Raw genomic sequence first — 15857 nt, 5'->3', positions numbered from 1 at the left:
ATGCCGCATTATGCTGCGGCGTCTCGGTCAGGCGAAAACGAATTAACGCGCCAGCCACTGCTGCCCAAGCAGGTCCGCGGTAAGGATGGCGGCGTAGACGCTATCCGCGGTGACCGGGAACGGCATATTGTGGATGGTTTCGCCTTCCGCGCAGGTGGCTTTCGCGACCGCGTGGATTTTGCTTTCAATACCCTCTTTCACGCCCATCTGCGCAAGGGTGATCGGCAGGCCGACTTTTTCACAGAAGCCCATCACGGTTTCGATCTCTTCCAGCGGGCTGTTTTGCAGCACCAGCTGCGCCAGGGTGCCGAAAGCGACTTTTTCGCCGTGATACAGATGGTGGCACTCTTCAAGAATGGTGAAACCGTTGTGAATCGCGTGCGCGCCGGCCAGGCCGCTGCTCTCAAAGCCAATACCGCTCAGATAGGTGTTGGCTTCGACAATGCGCTCCAGCGCATCGGTCACCACTCCAGCCTGAGCCGCCAGGCGTGCTTTTTCGCCTTCCGCCAGCAGCGTATCATAGCACAGGCGCGCCAGGCTCAAGGCCGCCGCCGTGGACTGCCCGCCCGCCATGCTGGTGGCTCGCGCATCGAAGCAGGCCTTGGCTTCAAACCAGGTGGAGAGCGCATCGCCCATCCCGGCCACCAGCAAGCGTACCGGCGCTTTGGCGATAATCGCCGTGTCCATCACCACCATATCCGGGTTTTTCGGGTAGATCAGATACTCTTCAAATTCGCCCGCCTCGGTGTAGATAACCGACAGCGCGCTGGTCGGCGCATCGGTTGAGGCAATTGTCGGAATCACCACCACCGGCAGCTTCTGGTAATAGCCGATAGCCTTCGCGGTATCGAGGGTTTTCCCGCCGCCAATACCCACCACGCCGCGGCAGCCGTGCTGCTTAAGAATAGCGATCAGGCGGTTGATTTCCGCATGGCTGCACTCGCCGTTAAACCGTTCCGCATGGCAGCTAATATTGTGGCTATGCAGGCCGTTCAATACTTTGTCGCCCGCCAGCTTCATCACGAAGTCATCGGCGATAACAAAAAAGCTGTCGGCCAGGTTTTTAGCGTATTCGCCGAACAGCATGGCGGCATCAGGTCCCTGGAGATATTTGGCTGGAGATTGAATAACTTTTAGCATTCCTTTCACCCTCAAATAAGTGCATATATTGACACGTGAGCCCTGGCCGTCATGCCGCGGCGCCTGGTATCAATGGCGCCTACAGCCACGCTGCCGGAGCGATGCATCCACTGTAGGGCGAGCAAAAGCGAAAAAAATTTTTCCCTTTTTTGTTCTGTTCTGAAACAGATAAAAAAATAATACGTTCCATATTGAAACAACATGACTGAGAAAGCGATGGGATTGCGATCGCGATCGGCTCATTTTGGCTCAAAAGCCATTATCGTCCCCCCTCTTTAACGCATAAAATCGCCTCAATGCGGCACAATGGCGAAAAAAATCATCATAGCCTCATCTCTGATAGCAGAAAAAAACGGCCACATTATTAGCGCTGGCTCGCAATTTTTCTGTTTATCGGCGAATAACGTTCCATAAAGGAACAAAAATCATTTTCTACGTTCCGTTATGGAACTCATTTTGACAGCGTTTTATTTTGCGCCCGCTCAGCCAGAATCATTACATCGCCGGGCTACCCTTATAGACAGGCGACCTCCCCTACCCTACGGAGCATAAACAATGAAAAAACTGATTAACCGTGTGGAAGATGTACTGAGTGAACAGCTTATCGGCCTGGCGAAGGCGCATCCTGAACTGACGCTGCACCAGGACCCGGTCTATGTCACCCGCGCCGATGCGCCGGTCGCCGGCAAAGTGGCGCTGCTCTCCGGCGGCGGCAGCGGACACGAACCGATGCACTGCGGCTACATCGGCCAGGGCATGCTCTCCGGCGCCTGCCCGGGGGAAATTTTCACCTCGCCGACGCCGGACAAAATGTTCGAATGCGCGATGCAGATTGACGGCGGCGAAGGCGTCCTGCTGATTATCAAAAACTATACCGGCGACATCCTGAATTTTGAGACCGCCACCGAGCTGCTGCACGAAAGCGGCGTTAAGGTCACCACCGTCGTGGTGGATGACGACGTGGCGGTAAAAGATAGCCTCTACACCGCCGGACGTCGCGGCGTCGCCAATACCGTGCTGATTGAAAAACTGGTCGGCGCCGCCGCCGAACGCGGCGACTCGCTGGAAGCCTGCGCCGAACTGGGCCGCCGTTTAAATAACCTTGGTCACTCGATTGGTATCGCGCTGGGCGCCTGCACCGTACCGGCCGCCGGACAACCCTCCTTTACTCTGAAAGATGACGAGATGGAGTTCGGCGTCGGCATCCATGGCGAGCCGGGTATCGACCGCCGCCGCTTCAGCTCACTCGACCAAACCGTCGATGAGATGTTCGATACCCTGCTGGAAAACGGCGCATACAGCCGCACGCTGCGCCAGTGGGATAACGTCAAGGGAGCGTGGCAGGAAGTGAAACAGAGCAAAACCGCGCTGCAAAACGGCGATCGGGTTATCGCGCTGGTCAATAACCTCGGCGCCACGCCGCTTTCCGAACTGTATGGCGTTTACAACCGCCTCGCCCAGCGCTGCGAAGCGTCCGGCATTGTGATTGAACGCAACCTCATCGGCAGCTACTGCACCTCGCTGGATATGGCGGGTTTCTCCATCACCCTGCTGAAAGCGGATGATGACACGCTGGCGTTATGGGACGCCCCGGTCCATACCCCGGCGCTGAACTGGGGAAAATAAGGAGCACGACATGTCACTGAACAGAACGCAAATCGTCGACTGGCTGTACCGCTGCGGCGACATTTTCACCAAACAGAGCGATTTTCTCACCGGCCTTGATAAAGAGATCGGCGACGCCGACCACGGCCTCAATATGCATCGCGGCTTCAGCAAAGTCGTCGAAAAGCTGCCGTCGATCGCCGATAAAGACATCGGTTTTATTCTCAAGAATACCGGGATGACGCTGCTTTCCAACGTCGGCGGCGCCAGCGGCCCGCTGTTCGGCACCTTCTTTATCCGCGCCGCCCAGGTCACCCAGGCGCATCAGAGCCTGACCCTCGACGAGCTTTATCAGATGATCCGCGAAGGCGCGGACGGCGTCGTCAACCGCGGTAAAGCGGAGCCGGGCGATAAGACGATGTGCGACGTCTGGCTGCCGGTAGTGGAATCCCTGCGTCATTCCAGCGAGCAGCATTTGTCTATCCCCGCCGCGCTGGATGCCGCCTGCGAAGTAGCCGAGCGCGCCGCCCACGCCACCATCACCATGCAGGCGCGTAAAGGCCGCGCCAGCTATCTCGGCGAGCGCAGTATCGGGCATCAGGATCCCGGCGCGACCTCGGTGCTGTTTATGGTTCAGATGCTGGCTGCCGCCGCCAAAGAGTAAGGAAATCGCGATGGTAAACCTGGTTATTGTTTCTCATAGCGCCCGGCTGGGCGAAGGTGTCGGAGAACTGGCCCGGCAGATGTTAATGAACGATGGCTGTAAGCTGGCGATCGCCGCCGGGATCGACGATCCCGACAGCCCGATCGGCACCGATCCGATTAAAGTCATGGAGGCGATCGAATCCGTCGCCGACACCGACCATGTACTGGTGATGATGGATATCGGCAGCGCCCTGCTCAGCGCCGAAACCGCCCTCGATCTGCTCGATCCGGCGATTGCGACAAAGGTGCGGCTGTGCGCCGCGCCGCTGGTCGAAGGGACGCTGGCGGCCACCGTCAGCGCCGCCTCCGGCGCCGGGATCGACAAGGTTATCGCCGATGCCATGAACGCCCTGGAAGCCAAGCGGGTTCAGCTGGGTTTACCTTCGCACACGCCTGACGCCGCCGCCCCAACGCTTGCTGACGACGGCGACGCTAAATCGGTTTCAGTCATTATTAACAATCACAACGGCCTGCACGTGCGTCCGGCATCGAAGCTGGTCGCCGCGCTGGCGGGTTTTAACGCCGACCTGGTGCTGGAGAAAAACGGCAAATGCGTCACCCCGGACAGTCTGAATCAAATCGCTCTGCTGCAGGTGCGCCGCCACGATAAGCTGCGCCTGCTGGCCCGCGGTCCGGACGCCGATGCGGCGCTGGCGGCGTTTCAGGCGCTAGCCGCCGATAACTTCGGCGAGTCGCCGGAGGTGCAGCCGACTGCGGAACCCGCCATACCTGCGCGTGTTGAAGGCGCGGCGCTGCTTTATCCGCTGGCGCCGATCCAACCGGCGCTCCCCGCCGCCGCCGACGTTGCTCGCGAGCAGCAACGCCTGCGCCAGGCGATCGACCAGACGCTGGCCGATCTCAATGCGCTCACCGAGCTGGCGGAAAACAAATTTAACGCCGATATCGCGGCGATCTTCGCCGGTCATCACACTTTACTCGACGATGAAGATCTGTTTGATGCCGCCAACGATCGTCTGCTCACCGAACAGTGCTCGGCGGAATGGGCGTGGCATCAGGTGCTGATGGAGCTCAGCCAACAGTATCGCCAGTTGGATGACGCCTACCTGCAGGCGCGCTATATCGATATCGAAGATATTCTGCAGCGCACGCTACGCCATCTGCAGGATATTAAGGAGACGCTGCCATTCGCCAGTGAGCCGACGATTATTATCGCCGACAATATTTATCCCTCGACCGTACTCCAACTGGATGCCAGCAAGGTCACCGGCCTGTGCCTGCGCGACGGCAGCGAACAGGCCCACGGCGCGATTATCGCCCGCGCGGCGGGGATCGCCTGGTTATGCCAGCAGGGCAACGCGCTGAATGATATTCAGCCTGGCGAAGCCATCACGCTCGATATGCATCAGCAACGTCTTATTCGTCGCTAAATCTACTTTGACCGTTACCACTCCGGAGGCCCGCCTCCGGAGGGTGAGTTTTCGCTTACTCTTCAGGAACCACTATGTCTCAATTCTTTTTTAACCAGCGCGCCAGCCTCGTTAACGACGTGATCGAGGGAACCATTATTGCCAGCCCGTGGAACAACCTCGCCAGGCTGGAGAGCGACCCGGCGATCCGCGTAGTGGTGCGCCGCGATCTGAATAAAAACAACGTGGCGGTGATTTCCGGCGGCGGCTCCGGCCATGAACCAGCGCACGTCGGCTTTATTGGTAAAGGCATGCTGACCGCCGCGGTCTGCGGCGATCTGTTCGCCTCGCCGAGCGTCGATGCGGTACTCACCGCGATTCAGGCGGTGACCGGCGAGGCGGGCTGTCTGCTGATCGTCAAAAACTACACCGGCGATCGGCTTAACTTCGGCCTCGCGGCGGAGAAAGCACGCCGTCTTGGCTACAACGTGGAGATGCTGATCGTCGGCGACGATATTTCGCTGCCGGATAACAAACAGCCGCGCGGTATCGCCGGGACCATTCTGGTGCATAAAGTGGCGGGCTATTTTGCCGAGCGCGGCTTCAACCTCGCCACCGTCCTGCGCGAAGCGCAATACGCCGCCAACCATACCGCCAGCATCGGGGTGGCGCTGGCCAGCTGTCACCTGCCGCAGGAAGCGGAAAGCGCGCCGCGCCATCAGCCTGGCCACGCCGAGCTGGGGATGGGCATCCACGGCGAGCCGGGAGCTTCGACGATCGCGACCCATAACAGCGCGGAAATCATGCAGATTATGGTAGAGAAGCTGACCGCCGCCCTACCTGAAACCGGCCGCCTGGCGGTGATGCTCAATAATCTCGGCGGCGTGTCGGTGGCCGAGATGGCGATTCTGACCCGCGAGCTGGCCAACACCCCACTCCATGCGCGCGTTGACTGGTTGATTGGCCCCGCTTCGCTGGTAACGGCGCTGGATATGAAAGGCTTCTCGCTGACCACTATCGTACTGGAAGAGAGCATTGAAAAGGCGCTGCTGTCGGATGTCGAAACCGCCAGTTGGCAGAAGCCGGTGCAGCCGCGGGCCGTTAATATCATGCCGTCCGCGCTCGCCAGCGCACGCGTCGCCTTTACGCCATCGGCCAACCCGCAGGTGGGCGATTACGTGGCGCAGGTGACCAGCACCCTCTCCGGCCTCGAAGCCCATCTCAACGCGCTGGACGCCAAAGTGGGCGACGGCGATACCGGCTCCACTTTCGCCGCCGGCGCGCGCGAGATTGCCGCTCTGCTGCAACGCCAGCAACTGCCGTTAAATGATTTACCCACGCTGTTCGCGCTAATCGGCGAACGCCTGACGGTGGTAATGGGCGGCTCCAGCGGCGTCTTGATGTCGATTTTCTTCACCGCCGCCGGACAGAAGCTGGAACAAGGAGCCAGCATGGCGGAAGCGCTGAATGCCGGTCTGGGGCAGATGAAATTTTACGGCGGCGCCGATGAGGGAGACCGGACGATGATTGATGCCCTGCAGCCGGCGCTGGCGGCGCTGCTGGCCAAGCCGGATAATCTGCAGGCCGCTTTCGTCGCGGCGCAGGCCGGCGCGGATCGCACCTGCCAGTCGAGCAAAGCCGGCGCCGGGCGCGCCTCCTATCTCAACAGCGAGAGCCTGCTCGGCAACATGGACCCCGGTGCTCACGCGGTGGCGATGGTGTTTAAGGCGCTGGCTGAACGCTAAGCCTCACCCGGTGGCGCTGCGCTTACCGGGGCGATATAACACCATTGAAAGGTAGCCCGGATAAGGCGCAACGCGCCGCCATCCGGGTTTACCACTCTGCCGATTATTTACTGTGCCAGTACGCCTGCGAACGCACCAGCTGCTGATCGATACTCGGATCCTCAAAGCGCGCCAGCAGCGATTTCACCACCGCGCCTTCACCGGTCAGCCAGATGAAATAATCTTCTGACGGCATCTTAACCTGTGCCAGGCGCTCGGCGACGAACGCCGGGTGGTGGCCTACCACCCATTCGATATTAAAGCCGTCGAGATCCGCCAGATAGTCTTTATACGAAGCATCCGCAATAGAGACGATGGCCGTCACCTGCGGCGTCACCGGCAGCTGGCGCAATCCCAGCAGGCGGCGGCGCAGCGCCGGCATTCCCGACTCGTCACAGACATAAAGCTGCCAGGCGTAATCTTCCGGCACCACCAGCGAACCGCGCGGCCCGCCGATCACCAGCTTATCGCCGACGTTGGCTTCCAGCGCCCAGCGGCTGGCAATACCGCCATCGTGGATATAAAAATCGTAAGCCAGCTCGTGGCGTTCGGCATCGTACAGCGGCGTGTAGTCGCGGGTCGCCGGGCGCACGCCCTCGCCCCAGTTAATACCTTCGTCGGTCACTTCCGGCGGCGTAAATACGCTGCCCGCCTGCGGGAAAAACAGTTTAGTGTGGTCGTCAAAACCCTGGGAAACAAAGCCATCCAGCGCCTCGCCCCCCAGCACAATCCGCTGGAACGCCTGGCCGATACGCTCAACGCGCAGCACGGTTAATTCGCGAAAACGTAGTTCGTTACGCACGCGCTGCGGATATTTTGCTTGTTTAATTGTGGTCATCCGTCGTCGCCTTATTGAAGGGTAAATAGATATATCTAAACTCAGTGCAAATGATAATGATTGCCATTAGTGAAAATGGCAAGTTTTTTTTGATATAAAGCGAGAGAAAGACACAATAAAGCCAAAATCAAAAATAAATTCTTTATTATCAATAAATTAAAAATAAACCGTTGTCATTTATTATTTTTTAGATATAAATTAGATATATCAAAAATACAGGAGACATCGATGCGACATCATCACGAAGAGGGCCACGGCGAACAGGGCCGTCGCGGCGGCGGACGCCGCCAGCGTTTCTTTGGCCACGGCGAATTGCGCCTGGTGATCCTCGATATCCTTTCGCGCAACGCCAGCCACGGCTATGAGCTGATTAAAGAGATTGAGGCGCTGACGCAAGGTAATTACAGCCCCAGCCCCGGCGTTATCTATCCGACGCTCGACCTGCTGCAGGATCAGGGATTGATTAGCGTAGAAGAGGAAAATGGGCGTAAAAAAATCGCTATCACTGAAGAGGGACTCCGCCTGCGCGCCGAAAGCGGCGAGCTGTTAAGCCAAATTCAGACGCGCCTGCAGGAACGCATGGTCGGCTGCGAATTGCGCAAAAATCCGCAGATGAAACGCGCGCTGGAGAACTTTAAAGCGGTGCTGGACCTGAAGGTCAACCAGCAGAGCATCAGCGACGCTCAATTGAAACAGATCATCGGCGTGATTGACCGCGCGGCGATGGAAATCTCCCAGCTCGATTAACCTCTCGCACCACAATAGTTCCCAGGCTGCTCCATCACGCGGCAGCCTGCACCACCCCAATTCATACCGCTTCACACCCCAACGGCAGTTTATCTTGCAGCCTCAGGAATAAAACGTGCCAATAATTAAGTTATGAGATTAAATTTTGCACATTTGCGCCTTAACTTTGCGTTTATCCCGATTTTCATCGTCGCTGCCAGGCTGGCGTAATCCCTGCAATACTTAATTCAGTATCATGTGATACGCCCCCCCAGGAGCACATTTTGAACAGGTTACCTTCCAGCGCATCGGCTCTGGCCTGCAGCGCGCACGCACTGAATCTCATCGAGAAGCAATCGCTCTCCCATGACGAAATGAAAGCACTGAACCAGGAGGTGAGAGAATACTTTAAAGAACATGTGAACCCGGGGTTTCTGGAGTATAGAAAATCGGTCACAGCCGGCGGGGATTACGGAGCCGTAGAGTGGCAAGCGGGAGGGTTAAATACGCTTGTCGACACCCAGGGACAGGAGTTTATCGACTGCCTTGGTGGGTTTGGCATCTTCAATGTAGGGCACCGTAATCCAGTTGTGGTATCCGCCGTCGAAAATCAACTCGCGAAACAACCGCTTCACAGCCAGGAGCTGCTGGACCCGCTGCGGGCGATGCTGGCGAAAACGCTGGCGGCCTTAACGCCCGGCAAGCTCAAATACAGTTTCTTCTGCAATAGCGGCACGGAATCGGTGGAAGCGGCGCTGAAGCTGGCAAAAGCCTATCAGTCTCCGCGCGGCAAGTTTACCTTCGTCGCCACCAGCGGCGCGTTCCACGGTAAATCGCTGGGTGCGCTGTCGGCCACCGCGAAATCGACCTTCCGTAAACCGTTTATGCCGCTGCTGCCGGGCTTCCGCCACGTGCCGTTCGGCGATATCAACGCCATGCGTTCCATACTGAGCGAGTGCAAGAAAACCGGTGATGACGTCGCGGCGGTGATCCTTGAGCCTATCCAGGGCGAAGGCGGCGTGATCCTGCCGCCGGCGGGTTACTTACCGGCGGTCCGTAAACTGTGCGACGAGTTTGGCGCGTTGCTGATCCTCGACGAAGTACAGACCGGCATGGGCCGCACCGGCAAGATGTTCGCCTGCGAGCATGAAAACGTGCAGCCGGATATTCTATGTCTGGCTAAAGCGCTCGGCGGCGGCGTAATGCCGATCGGCGCGACGGTGGCGACGGAAGAGGTCTTCTCGGTGCTGTTCGATAACCCATTCCTGCACACCACCACCTTCGGCGGCAACCCGCTGGCCTGCGCGGCGGCGCTGGCGACGATCAACGTCTTGCTCTCGCAGAACCTGCCGGCGCAGGCGGAGCAAAAAGGCGATCTGTTGCTGGACGGCTTCCGTCAACTGGCGCGCGAATATCCGGATCTGGTGAATGAAGTCCGTGGGAAAGGCATGCTGATGGCCATTGAGTTTGTCGATAACGAGATTGGCTATAACTTTGCCAGCGAGATGTTCAGACAGCGGGTGCTGGTCGCCGGGACGTTAAACAACGCCAAGACGATCCGCGTTGAACCGCCGCTGACGCTCACCCTCGAACAGTGCGAACAGGTGCTGAAGGCGGCGCGCAAGGCGCTGGCGGCACTGCGCGTTTCGGTCGAAGAGACATAATTCACACCCGACCCTCTCCCGCCGGGAGAGGGTATTTTCGCGTTATACCACCCGCACGCCTGCCGGCATGGCGCGCTCCGGCGTCAACAGCACGCTTTCGCTTTCATCCTCGGTTTCCGCGCATAACAGCATGCACTCAGAAGTTTCACCACGCATTTTGGCTTTCGCCAGATTACACAGCACCACCACCGTTTTCCCCAGCAGCTCCTCTTCGCTGTAGTAGGGCACCAGGCTGGTGACCGTCTGCAGCGTGCGGTCGCCGACATCAATCCGCGCAATGTACAGTTTGTCGGCATTGTCATGGCGCTTCACCTCGACAATCTTGCCGACGCGCATCTCCAGTTTGGCAAAATCAGCGTAAGCTACGGTATCCATCTCTCACCTCCAGTAAATTTTTACTAAAAGATAGCAAGTTTTTGCCGTTCGTCTGCATAATGCTGAGAATAATGCTACTTCTGTCACGCTATCGCCGGGGAAAACAGCCCTCGCGCGCAGGCGTTTTTTACTGAAATAAGGTGCAGGACGCGACGCTTGCTTTACAATGGATGAGCAAACATGGGCAACGTCCGATAAAGGAAAAAGATGGCAACGCTAAAAGACATTGCGACCGAAGCGGGTGTTTCGCTGGCGACGGTTTCCCGGGTGTTAAACGACGATCCCACCCTGAACGTGAAAGAAGAGACCAAGCATCGCATTCTCGAGATTGCGGAGAAGCTGGAGTATAAAAGCAGCAGCGCGCGTAAAACGCAGGTCCTACCCGTCGGCCACCATCATATCCTGGCGCTGTACAGCTACCAGCAAGAGCTGGAAATTAACGACCCTTACTATCTCGCCATTCGCCACGGTATTGAAACCCAGTGCGAAAAGCTGGCCATCGAGCTCACCAACTGCTATCTCAATAACACCCTGCCCGAGCTGAAAAAGGTCACCGGCGTATTGATTATCGGCCAGCCGACGCGCGAGCTGCGCGAAACCGCCAGCGCGCTGACCGACAATATCTGCTTTATTGATTTCCACGAAGCCGGCAGCCCGTACGATGCGGTGGATATCGACCTGGTACGTATCGCTAAAGAGGTGGTCGACTTCTTTATCCAGCAGGGCGCGTCGCGTATTGGATTTATCGGCGGCCAGGACCAGCCCGGCAAGGCCGATATTCGCGAAGTGGCGTTTGTGGAGTACGGCCAGTTGAAGGGCGTGGTTTCAGCCGATGATATCTGGCGCGGCGGTTTTTCCAGCTCGTCCGGTTATGAGCTGGCGAAGCAGATGCTGGCGCAAGCGGAATTTCCGCGGGCGCTGTTTGTCGCCTCGGACTCCATCGCCATTGGCGTGCTGCGCGCCATTCACGAACGCGGGCTGGCGATCCCGGAAGATATTTCGCTGATTAGCGTCAATGATATCCCCACCGCGCGCTTTACCTTCCCGCCGCTGTCGACGGTGCGGATCCACTCCGAAATGATGGGTAGTCAGGGGGTGAACCTGCTGATCGAGAAGGCCCGCGATGGCCGCGCCCTGCCGCTTAACGTTTTTGTTCCCAGCGTGTTGAAGCTGCGCGGCACCACCCGTTAATCCAACCCCATCCCGGCGGCGCTTCGCTTAGCCGGGCTACCGGTCCTGGCCGGAACGCCATTCTGTAGGCCGGGTAAGGCGAAGCCGCCACCCGGCATAAAGCGGCTTCATCCCCCATCCAGTTCCCCGGCGGCGCTTCGCTTAGCCGGGCTACCGGTCCTGGCCGGAACGCCATTCTGTAGGCCGGATAAGGCGCAGCCGCCACCCGGCATAAAGCGGCTTCATCCCCCATCCAGTTCCCCGGCGGCGCTTCGCCTGGCCGGGCTACCGGCCCTGGCCGGAACGCCATTCTGTAGGCCGGATAAGGCGCAGCCGCCACCCGGCACAAAACGGCCTCATCCCCCATCCAGTTCCCCGGCGGCGCTTCGCTTAGCCGGGCTACCGGTCCTGGCCGGAACGCCATTCTGTAGGTCGGGTAAGGCGAAGCCGCCACCCGGCATAAAGCGGCTTCATCCCCCATCCAGTTCCCCGGCGGCACTTCGCCTGGCCGGGCTACCGGTCCTGGCCGGAACGCCATTCTGTAGGCCGGGTAAGGCGCAGCCGCCACCCGGCACAAAGCGGCTTCATCCCCCATCCAGTTCCCCGGCGGCGCTTCGCTTAGCCGGGCTACCGGTCCTGGCCGGAACGCCATTCTGTAGGCCGGGTAAGGCGCAGCCGCCACCCGGCACAAAACGGCCTCATCCCCCATCCAGTTCCCCGGCGGCGCTTCGCTTAGCCGGGCTACCGGTCCTGGCCAGAACGCCATTCTGTAGGCCGGATAAGGCGCAGCCGCCACCCGGCATAAAGTGGCTCATTTTGTGATCAAGTTAAAGTAAATCATCCCTGGCGATTTTATTTAGTAAAAGTTTTACTAAAATGAGTTTTATCTTATTAAGCCGTTCAGGGAGGCGATATGAATCGCTGGGAAAACCTTCAACTCACTCATGAAAACAGGCTGCCGCCGCGGGCGTATTTCTTCTCTTACGACTCACTGGCCCAGGCGCGGACCTTCGCCCGCGAAACCAGCAGCCGCTTCCTGTCCCTCAGCGGGCAGTGGAACTTTCGCTTTTTCACCAACCCGCTGCTGGTACCGGAGAGCTTTACCTCATGCTATCAGAACGAGTGGGGGCCAATTACCGTACCGGGTATGTGGCAGATGGAAGGCCACGGCCAGCTGCAGTACACCGACGAAGGTTTTCCCTTCCCCATCGACGTGCCCTATGTCCCGACCGATAACCCGACCGGCGCCTACCAGCGCCTGTTCACCCTCGGCGACGGCTGGCAGGGCAAACAAACCATCATCAAATTCGATGGCGTCGAAACCTATTTCGAAGTCTACGTTAACGGCCAGTACATCGGCTTTAGCAAAGGCAGCCGCCTGACCGCCGAGTTCGATATCAGCGCGGCGGTGAAAACCGGCGACAACCTGCTGTGCGTGCGCGTGATGCAGTGGGCGGACTCCACCTATATTGAAGATCAGGACATGTGGTGGTCGGCGGGCATTTTCCGCGACGTCTATCTGGTGGGGAAAAATCCGCTGCACGTGCAGGATTTCACCGTGCGCACCGATTTTAACGATGACTACATCGACGCGACCCTCTCCTGCCAGCTGACGCTGGAAAACCTGGCTCCGCAGACGGCGGCGGCGGCGGCGACGCTGGAATATACCCTGTTCGACGGCGAAAAGGCGCTTTATTCGGGCAACGTCGGTCAACTGCAGGTCAGTCAGCAGCTGAACACCGGCTTCACGATTGATGTGAGCGCGCCGCAGCAGTGGTCGGCGGAAAGCCCGTATCTTTATCATCTGGTGCTGACGTTAAAGAACGCCGCTGGCGAGGTGCTGGAAATCATCCCGCAGCGCGTCGGTTTCCGCGATATCAAAGTGCGTGACGGCCTGTTCTATATCAATAACCGCTACGTAATGCTGCACGGCGTAAACCGCCACGATAACGATCATCTGAAAGGCCGCGCGGTCGGCATGGATCGCGTGGAAAAAGATCTGCTGCTGATGAAGCAGCACAACATCAACTCGGTGCGCACCGCCCACTACCCGAACGACCCACGTTTCTATGAAATGTGCGATATCTACGGACTGTTCGTGATGGCGGAAACCGACGTGGAGTCCCACGGTTTCGCCAACGTCGGCAACCTCAGCGCCATCACCGACGACCCGGCCTGGGAACACATCTACGTTGAGCGCATCGTGCGCCACGTGCACGCGCAGAAAAACCATCCGTCGATCGTCATCTGGTCGCTGGGTAACGAATCCGGCTATGGCTGCAACATCCGCGCCATGTACCACGCCACCAAAGCGCTGGATGATACCCGGCTGGTGCACTACGAAGAGGATCGCGACGCCGAGGTGGTGGATATCATCTCCACCATGTACACCCGCGTGCCGCTGATGAACGAATTTGGCGAGCATCCGCATGAAAAACCACGCATTATCTGTGAGTACGCCCATGCGATGGGCAACGGTCCCGGCGGATTAACTGAATATCAGAATGTTTTTTACCAGCACGACTGTATCCAGGGCCACTACGTGTGGGAATGGTGCGACCACGGGATCCAGGCCACCGACGATAACGGTACGGTGTGGTACAAATTTGGCGGCGATTACGGCGACTACCCGAACAACTACAACTTCTGCCTCGATGGTCTGATTTTCTCCGACCAGACGCCGGGGCCGGGCCTGCGCGAATACAAACAGGTCATCGCCCCGGTGAAAGTACAGGCACGGGATATCTGCCGCGGCGAACTGCGGGTGGAAAACAAACTGTGGTTCTCCACTCTCGATGACTACACCCTGCGCGTTGAAGTGCGCGCCGAAGGCGAAACGCTCTCCAGTCAGTTGCTGAAAGTGCAAGACCTGGCGCCGAACAGCGGCCGCGACCTGCAAATCGCCCTGCCGCAGCTCGACGAGCGTGAGGCTTTCGTCAACATCATGGTGACCAAAGATTCGCGCACCCCGTATAGCGAAGCCAATCACGATATCGCCGTCTATCAGTTCCCGCTTAAAGCGCGAACCGCCGCGCGAACGCCGCTGTTAAACGCCAGCGCCACGCCGCTGCAGATTGTCGATGAACGCCTCAGCTACACCATCTGCGGCCATAACTTCCGCGTGGTGTTCAGCAAGGTCAGCGGCAAACTGAGCGAATGGCAGGTCAACGGCGTCGACCAGGTAACCCGCGAGCCGAAGATTAACTTCTTCAAGCCCATGATTGATAACCATAAACAGGAATACGAAGGACTGTGGCAGCCGGCCCACCTGCAGATAATGCAGGAGCATCTGCGCGAATTCAGCGCTGAAATAGAGGGCGAAACGGTGGTGATCACCACCCGCAGCGTGATTGCGCCGCCGGTGTTCGACTTCGGTATGCGTTGTACCTATCGCTGGCAGATTACCCCACAGGGCCACATCAACGTTGAGCTGGCCGGCGAGCGCTACGGCGACTATCCACACATCGTCCCGTGCATCGGCTTTATGCTGGGCATTAACGGTGAGTTCGACCAGGTGAACTACTATGGCCGCGGGCCGGGCGAGAACTACGCCGACAGCCAGCAAAGCAACATCATTGATATCTGGCATACCACCGTCGACGATATGTTCGTCAATTATCCGTTCCCGCAGAACAACGCTAATCGTCAGCACGTGCGCTGGGCATCGTTCAGCGACCGCCACGGCAGCGGTCTGCTGGTCGTTCCGCGCAATCCGCTCAACGTCAGCGCCTGGCATTATACGGCAGAAAATCTGCACGCCGCCCAGCACTGCAACGAACTGCAGCGCAGCGATGACATCACCCTGAATATCGATGCGCAACTGCTCGGCCTCGGCTCCAACTCCTGGGGCAGCGAAGTGCTGGATAGCTGGCGCGTCTGGCTCAACACCTTCAACTATGGCTTTACGCTGCTGCCGCTGGAGGGCGGATGCGGCACCTCGCAGGTACTGGCGAACCATAGCTTCGGCGCCGGTTTCTTTTCCCCCGTTGCACACAGCGAGGCTGAACAATGAGAATTCTCGATAATTTAGAACAGTTTAAGCAGGTTTATCATAGCGGCCGCAAATGGCAGCGCTGCGTGGAAGCCATCAATAACATCGACAACATCCGCCCGGGTGTGGCGCATTCCATTGGTGATTCGCTCTCCTATCGGGTGGAAACCGATAGTACGACCGATGCGCTATTTGTCGGCAACCGCCGCTACTTTGAGGTGCACTATTACCTGCAGGGGCAGCAGAAAATCGAGTTTGCCGCCAAAGAAAATCTGCAAACCGTCGCCTGCTACCGCGACGAAACCGATCGCGAATACCTGAAAGGGATCGGTGAAACGGTGAAGGTTCACGAAGGGCAGATGGTGATTTGCGATATCGACGAAGCCTACCGCTTTATCTGCGATGCGCCGGTAAAAAAAGTGGTGCTGCGAGTCACGGTTGAAGACGGATACTTCCTCAATAAGTAAACCCGCGTTAAGCGACAAGGGAGGT

General features: G+C 58.3%; 13 protein-coding genes. 9 read left to right on the top strand and 4 right to left on the bottom strand.

The genetic code is table 11. The features are described 5' to 3' along the window. Positions 1-42 precede the first annotated feature (42 nt). Positions 43-1140, bottom strand: coding sequence for a glycerol dehydrogenase (locus ABLV78_RS03215; protein ID WP_007372182.1), 1098 nt, complete (start codon positions 1138-1140; stop codon positions 43-45). Between the two features lie 555 nt (positions 1141-1695). On the opposite strand from ABLV78_RS03215, the gene dhaK reads away from it, so the two are divergent. The 4 genes from dhaK to ABLV78_RS03195 all read left to right on the top strand — a co-directional run bounded on the left by dhaK (position 1696) and on the right by ABLV78_RS03195 (position 6562). Next, on the top strand, positions 1696-2766 hold the full coding sequence (gene dhaK / locus ABLV78_RS03210; RefSeq protein WP_020077889.1) for a dihydroxyacetone kinase subunit DhaK: 1071 nt from the start codon (positions 1696-1698) through the stop codon (positions 2764-2766). A gap of 10 nt (positions 2767-2776) precedes the next feature. Then, positions 2777-3409 carry a dihydroxyacetone kinase subunit DhaL gene (dhaL, locus tag ABLV78_RS03205; protein ID WP_007372179.1) on the top strand — a complete coding sequence of 211 codons (633 nt, stop codon included), beginning with the start codon at positions 2777-2779 and terminating at the stop codon, positions 3407-3409. Positions 3410-3419: 10 nt separating this feature from the next. Next, the gene (gene dhaM, locus ABLV78_RS03200) at positions 3420-4838 is read left to right on the top strand and encodes a dihydroxyacetone kinase phosphoryl donor subunit DhaM (RefSeq protein WP_047043150.1); all 1419 of its coding nucleotides are present in this window, start codon (positions 3420-3422) and stop codon (positions 4836-4838) included. A 74-nt stretch (positions 4839-4912) separates the two neighbouring features. Continuing rightward, positions 4913-6562: a glycerone kinase gene (locus ABLV78_RS03195; RefSeq protein WP_047043153.1), complete on the top strand. Its 1650-nt coding sequence runs from the start codon at positions 4913-4915 to the stop codon at positions 6560-6562. A gap of 103 nt (positions 6563-6665) precedes the next feature. On the opposite strand, the gene ABLV78_RS03190 is transcribed toward ABLV78_RS03195, so the two are convergent. Continuing rightward, positions 6666-7439, bottom strand: a complete 774-nt coding sequence (locus ABLV78_RS03190) for a siderophore-interacting protein (RefSeq protein WP_047043162.1) — start codon at positions 7437-7439, stop codon at positions 6666-6668. Between the two features lie 228 nt (positions 7440-7667). Here ABLV78_RS03190 and ABLV78_RS03185 point away from each other — a divergent pair, with 228 nt between their 5' ends. Together ABLV78_RS03185 and ygjG are read left to right on the top strand one after the other, a co-directional pair. Further along, complete coding sequence (locus ABLV78_RS03185; protein ID WP_047043172.1) at positions 7668-8186, top strand: PadR family transcriptional regulator; 519 nt, start codon at positions 7668-7670, stop codon at positions 8184-8186. A 263-nt stretch (positions 8187-8449) separates the two neighbouring features. Then, a complete protein-coding gene (gene ygjG / locus ABLV78_RS03180; RefSeq protein WP_047043175.1) occupies positions 8450-9829 on the top strand; it encodes a putrescine aminotransferase in 1380 nt (459 codons plus the stop codon). Positions 9830-9871: 42 nt separating this feature from the next. Here ygjG and ABLV78_RS03175 read toward each other — a convergent pair whose 3' ends face one another. Next, positions 9872-10204 carry a tRNA-binding protein gene (locus ABLV78_RS03175; protein ID WP_047043178.1) on the bottom strand — a complete coding sequence of 111 codons (333 nt, stop codon included), beginning with the start codon at positions 10202-10204 and terminating at the stop codon, positions 9872-9874. A 207-nt stretch (positions 10205-10411) separates the two neighbouring features. Here ABLV78_RS03175 and ebgR point away from each other — a divergent pair, with 207 nt between their 5' ends. Next, positions 10412-11395: a transcriptional regulator EbgR gene (gene ebgR, locus ABLV78_RS03170; protein WP_009485173.1), complete on the top strand. Its 984-nt coding sequence runs from the start codon at positions 10412-10414 to the stop codon at positions 11393-11395. Here ebgR and ABLV78_RS03165 read toward each other — a convergent pair. After that, the gene (locus ABLV78_RS03165) at positions 11346-12140 is read right to left on the bottom strand and encodes a hypothetical protein (protein WP_512171670.1); all 795 of its coding nucleotides are present in this window, start codon (positions 12138-12140) and stop codon (positions 11346-11348) included. The genes ebgR and ABLV78_RS03165 overlap by 50 nt on opposite strands. A 147-nt stretch (positions 12141-12287) precedes the next feature. Between ABLV78_RS03165 and ebgA the strand changes: the two genes are divergently transcribed. After that, positions 12288-15386: a beta-galactosidase subunit alpha gene (gene ebgA, locus ABLV78_RS03160; RefSeq protein WP_047043181.1), complete on the top strand. Its 3099-nt coding sequence runs from the start codon at positions 12288-12290 to the stop codon at positions 15384-15386. Then, on the top strand, positions 15383-15832 hold the full coding sequence (locus tag ABLV78_RS03155; RefSeq protein WP_004900777.1) for a beta-galactosidase subunit beta: 450 nt from the start codon (positions 15383-15385) through the stop codon (positions 15830-15832). Before ebgA ends, ABLV78_RS03155 begins: the two co-directional genes overlap by 4 nt. The last annotated feature ends 25 nt before the right edge of the window (positions 15833-15857 follow it).

Source organism: Klebsiella sp. CN_Kp075, assembly GCF_040065055.2.
GTDB lineage: Bacteria > Pseudomonadota > Gammaproteobacteria > Enterobacterales > Enterobacteriaceae > Klebsiella > Klebsiella aerogenes.
The sequence above is the reverse complement of the archived record's forward strand: the minus strand, read 5'-3'. Positions and strand labels throughout refer to the sequence as shown.